The organism is Streptomyces sp. MS191, from assembly GCF_008042125.1.
Taxonomy (GTDB): Bacteria; Actinomycetota; Actinomycetes; order Streptomycetales; family Streptomycetaceae; genus Streptomyces.
In genome coordinates, this window is the sequence record NZ_RDBI01000081.1 from 68,063 (window position 1) to 73,254 (window position 5,192).

The window sequence follows — 5,192 nt, forward strand, 5'->3', positions numbered from 1 at the left end:
GGGCTGGGGTCTTGGGCTCTTGGWGTSGGCCGGTCTTGGYTTGCTRCTGGTGGTTGGCCGCCCTCTCTCCGAGTGTGGCAGCCGGGTCCGTGCCCTCAAGGGCGCTCCTTCGTCGCGTCGCTGCGCGATGGSCTMCGSCCACCCTTGACCGCCCGGCCCCGGCTGCCTTTTCACACTCGGAGGGCGGCCCGGGGGAGGGGCATCCGCTCCGGGGACCGGAGGTTCCTGGGCGCCGTCGGCGGCTGTCGGGTCTAGGGGTGGCTTCCCGCTGTCATTGAATGGGGTGACCCGGCGGCGCTTAGCGGCAATCCCTTGCTTCTTGGCTGGGATTCATGCCCCGCTGGTCATTCCCGGTGGGGGTGATCCCTGCGCGGCGCCCAGCCCCGATCGTTCGGGTTGGGTGGGCCTCATCCGTCCTGCCAGCACCATGGCCGAGCTGGGATCATTCGAGGAATGACGCTACGGCGTACATTAAGCCCGCCGAGAGTCCGATATGCCAATGAATGTCCCTTATCTCGTCCGTGTTACCGCAGGTAATGTACGCCGTAGCGTCATTCAGGATGACTCCACCTGTCGGCAAGGACCGGACCGGCCCGACCGGGGCGGCAACCGCTCCAGGGGCTCTCGGATCTGGCTTCGCCCCCACCGGAGAGTGACCAGCGGGGCATGAATCTCCGCCAGGAATCGAGTGGCACCCGCTAAGCCCTGCCGGGTCACCCCATTCAATGGGTGCGGGAAGCCACCCCCGGACCAGACACGGGCCGACGGTGCTGCGCGCCCCGCCGGCCCCTGCCCTGGCCCCTTTCCCGGGCCGCCCTCCGAGTGTGAAAAGGCGGGTGGAGGCGACGGGTCAAGGGTGGCCGAAGGCCATCGCGCAGCGACGCGACGAAGGAGCGCCCTTGATGCGGCGCCGMAYCCCGCCACACTCGGAGAGAGGGCGGCCAACCACCAGAAGCYATCCAAGACCGGCCCACRCCAAGAGCCCAAGACCCCAGCCCCSCACCCCCGTCCGGCGGACGAGTGCCAGCGGTGCCAGCGGTGCCAGCGGTGCCAGCGGTGCCAGCGGTGCCAGTGGTGCCAGTGGTGCCGGCGGTGCCAACGGTGCCGGCGGTTCCCGTGCACCGGCGAGCGTGGCGTTACCGGCGGGTACTGACAGCGACGTTACGCTCCAGTAGGGTTCGCGGCAGACTCAGGGGAGGGGCTGCCGTGACCGCAGTCGCAGACACCGGACTGACCGGACAGGCAAGGCGGTTGGCGGAGGGCGACATCGACTCCGTCACGCTCGTCCGGGCCGCGCTCGACCGGATCGAAGCCACCCGGACCACACTCAACGCCTTCCGATGCACCCGCCCCGAGGCCGCCCTCGCGGAGGCCGCGGAGGCCGACCGGCGGCTCGCCGCGGGCGAGCGGCTGCCGCTGCTCGGCGTCCCCCTCGCCGTCAAGGACGACACCGACGTCGCCGGCCTGCCCACCCGCTTCGGCTGCGCCGGCGACATCCCCGAGGCCGAGGGCGACGGCGAGGCCGTACGCCGGCTGCGGGCCGCCGGCGCGGTGATCGTCGGCAAGACGAACTCCTGCGAACTGGGCCAGTGGCCGTTCACCGAGGGCCCCGCCTTCGGCGCCACCCGCAACCCGTGGAACACCGACCACACGCCCGGAGGGTCGTCCGGCGGCTCCGCCGCTGCCGTCGCCGCCGGCCTCGTCCCGGCCGCCCTCGGCTCCGACGGTGCCGGGTCGATCCGGATCCCGGCCGCGTGGACCCATCTCGTCGGCATCAAGCCGCAGCGCGGCCGGGTCTCCGTCCATCCCTACGACGACTGCTTCCAGGGCCTCACCGTGAACGGCCCCCTCGCCCGTACGGTCGGCGACGCGGCCCTGCTGCTCGACGCCGTCGCCGGGTCCCACCCGGGCGACCGCTTCCAGCCGTCCGCGATCGACGCCACGGCCGCCGCGCGCCGGGAGCCGGGGCGCCTGCGGATCGCCCTCGCCTGGAAATCCCCCTTCACCGCCACGCGCAACCCGCTCGACGCGGGCATCCGGCGGGCCGTCACCGACCTCGCGGAGGCACTGGCACGGCTCGGCCACACGGTGGAGGAGGCGCGGCCGCGCTACGGACTCATCGGGCTCAGCTTCCTGCCGCGGGCGACGGCCGGGATCGCCGAGTACGCCGACCGGCACCCCGACCCCGCCCTGCTCGACCCCCGCACCCTGGGTGCGACCCGCACCGGGCGCAGGCTCGGCGGCCGGATCCTGCGCGCGGCGCGTGCCCGGGAGGCCCACCAGCACCGCCGGATCGGCGCCTTCTTCGACACGTACGACGTCCTGCTCGCGCCCACGACGGCCGCCCCGCCGCCGCGGATCGGGACCTTCGACGCGATGCCGGGCTGGCGCACCGACCTGACCATGGCGGCCGCCTGCCCCTACGCCTGGCCGTGGAACGTGCTCGGCTGGCCGGGCGTGAACGTGCCCGCGGGATTCCTGCCCGACGGTCTCCCGGTCGGCGCCCAGCTGCTCGGACCGGCGGGCAGCGAACCGCTGCTGATCTCGCTCGCGGCCCAACTGGAGGACGACCGGCGCTGGTTCGAGCACCGCCCGCCGGACCGGGCCTGACGGCGCCCCTCGCCGACGGACCCCGGACAGCTCCTACAGGTCGGCGTCCGGCGTCCAGCCGGGGACATGCCGGGCGACGGCGGCGTCCCAGGCGGCCGGGCCCCCGGGCAGGGGCCAGGCCCGGGTGAGATCGGGCGCCTCGGCGATCTCCCGCAGCTCGTCCGCGAGCCGGCGCCCCTGGTGCGCGATCCGGTTCGCGGCGAGCGGTCCGTCGAGCCCGGCGACCCGGTGCTCGTACTCCCTGACCGGCCCCTCGGAGATCAGCGACGTCCACCGCTCGTCCTGCTTCCGGGACAGCGTCAGGACATGCGGACGTCCGCCCTCGGCGAGCGCCGCGGCCAGCCGGTCGTGACCGTCCAGCACGACCGGGGAGTGCAGGCCGCTGATCCACCAGACGAGCACGGGCGGGAGCACCCCCTCGCGGTACTGGCGGCGGAACGCCCTCACCCGTGGCGCGTCGGGCCGCGACAGCGCGCGCAGGGGCAGCAGGTCCCGCGCGTCCTCCTCCGGGTCGCCGTAGCCGAACCAGGTCAGGTGGCCCCGATCGGGGTCGTGCGCCGCGAGCTTGGGCCAGTTGCGGTCCGCGAACCAGCGGGAGCGTTCCGGGCCGAGGTTCCAGTCCCCCTCGTGGAGCGGCCCGCCGGCCGCGTCCCGCAGGCGGGACGCGGCGTGCGCCGCCCAGCGCCCGCTCCACGCCCGGGAGCCCGGCGTCGCGAACCCCGCGTGCGCGCGGGCCTCTTCGGCGCGCACGGGAGGCAGCGGGGAGACGTACAGACCGGTGCGGGCGTAGTGCACCCCGCGGTACGTGGCGCGGGGACGGGCGAAGAGGACCGGGACGTCGCCCTGGAGCAGGGCCAGCCGCCGTCCGTCGGCGCTCTCCATCCTCAACCCCGGCTTCACCGGCCGCTCGACACGCATGCGCCGATCGTACGGGCGCCCCTCGCGGGCCCGGCAAGATCGACAAGACACCCCCTAGGGCACCCTGGCCGTCCACTCCCGCGTGCCGAACTTGGTCGCGGCCAGCTCCTCCGCCCGCGCCGTCTCCTCGTCCGTGACCCGGCCCTCGGTCAGCCCGTACCGGTCCCGGAAGGAGCCGATCATCCGCTCGATGACCGCCTCGCGCGGCAGCCCGGTCTGCCGGCGCAGCGGATCCACCCGCTTCTTCGCGCTGGCCGTGCCCTTGTCGGAGAGCTTCTCGCGGCCGATCCGCAGCACCTCCGTCATCTTGTCGGCGTCGATGTCGTACGCCATGGTCACGTGGTGCAGCACCGCCCCCTGGCCCGCCACCATCCGCTTCTGCGCGGCGCCCGCGATCTTGCCCGCGTCCGTGGCGATGTCGTTGAGCGGCTGGTACCAGGCCTTCACCCCCATGTCGCCGAGCGCGCCGAGCACCCAGTCGTCGAGGTAGGCGTAGCTGTCGGTGAAGGACAGGCCCTGGACGAGGGCGTCCGGCACGGAGAGGGAGTACGTGATGGTGTTGCCCGGTTCGATGAACATGGCGCCGCCACCGGAGATCCGGCGGACCACCTCGATGCCGTGCCGCTCGGCCGCCTCCGGGTCCACCTCGTTGCGCAGCGACTGGAAGCTGCCGATGACCACCGCCGGCGCGCCCCACTCCCAGACGCGCAGGGTCGGCGGGCGCCGGCCGGCCGCGACCTCGGTGGTCAGGACCTCGTCCAGCGCCATGTGCAGGGCGGGCGGCCGGGGCGGCTCGTGGATCAACTGCCAGGCGTAGTCGGTCCAGTCGGTGGCGTGCGCCAGAGCCCGGCGGACGGCCACCCCGATCCCCTCCGTGGTGAGTCCGAACATCTCCGTGCCCGGCGGCAGGGCCGCGTCGATCCGGGCCGCGAGGCCCGACGCGTCCGTGTCGGCGGGGGCGCCCTCCAGCGCGCGGTCGATGGCCTGGATCGCCTCGTCCGGCTCCAGGAAGAAGTCGCCCGCGACCCGGACGTCGCGCAGGACGCCGTCCCGGGTGTCGAGGTCGACGACGACCAGCTTTCCGCCGGGCACCTTGTACTCGCCGTGCACGAACCCTCCCGGGAGGCGACGACCGGCCGGGACGACGGGATCGCGACGGCCGGATCTCAGGGGTGAACTCGGCCAAAGCGTACTCCGTGGGGAAACAGTGGGTTACGGGACGGACTCCCGGAATGTCAGCGGGCCGTGCTTAGCTGGACGCATGATCGAAGACTTCCTTGACCACGTCCTGGCCGGCGGCACGACCGAGGTGGAGGAGGCGGTCCGCAAGGCGGCCGCCGCCGAGATCATGCCTCGCTTCCGCCAGCTCGCCGCGCACGAGATCGTCGAGAAGAACGGCCCGCACGACCTGGTCACCGTCGCCGACCGGGCCGCCGAGGCCCATCTGACCGCTTCGCTCACCGCGCTCCTGCCGGGCTCCGTGGTGGTCGGCGAGGAGGCCGTGCACGCCGACCCCGAGGTGTACGCCGCGCTCCGGGGCGACGCCCCGGTCTGGATCGTCGATCCGGTCGACGGCACACGGCAGTTCGTGCGCGGCGAGCCCGACTTCTGCACCCTGGTCGCGCTGGCGCTCCGCGGCGAACTCCTCGCCTCCTGGACGTTCG

General features: G+C 73.7%; 4 protein-coding genes. 2 read left to right on the forward strand and 2 right to left on the reverse strand.

Annotated features, from left to right (window positions below):
- Positions 1-1,206: 1,206 nt before the first annotated feature.
- Positions 1,207-2,610: an amidase gene (locus EAO71_RS34480; protein ID WP_261992488.1), complete on the forward strand. Its 1,404-nt coding sequence runs from the start codon at positions 1,207-1,209 to the stop codon at positions 2,608-2,610.
- 33 nt (positions 2,611-2,643) lie between these two features.
- On the opposite strand, the gene EAO71_RS34485 is transcribed toward EAO71_RS34480, so the two are convergent.
- Positions 2,644-3,528, reverse strand: a complete 885-nt coding sequence (locus EAO71_RS34485) for a hypothetical protein (RefSeq protein ID WP_147981763.1) — start codon at positions 3,526-3,528, stop codon at positions 2,644-2,646.
- 54 nt (positions 3,529-3,582) lie between these two features.
- Positions 3,583-4,638, reverse strand: coding sequence for a lipoate--protein ligase family protein (locus EAO71_RS34490; RefSeq protein ID WP_147981764.1), 1,056 nt, complete (start codon positions 4,636-4,638; stop codon positions 3,583-3,585).
- Between the two features lie 151 nt (positions 4,639-4,789).
- Here EAO71_RS34490 and EAO71_RS34495 point away from each other — a divergent pair.
- A partial coding sequence (locus EAO71_RS34495; protein ID WP_187282941.1) for an inositol monophosphatase family protein occupies positions 4,790-5,192 on the forward strand: 403 nt, incomplete at its 3' end.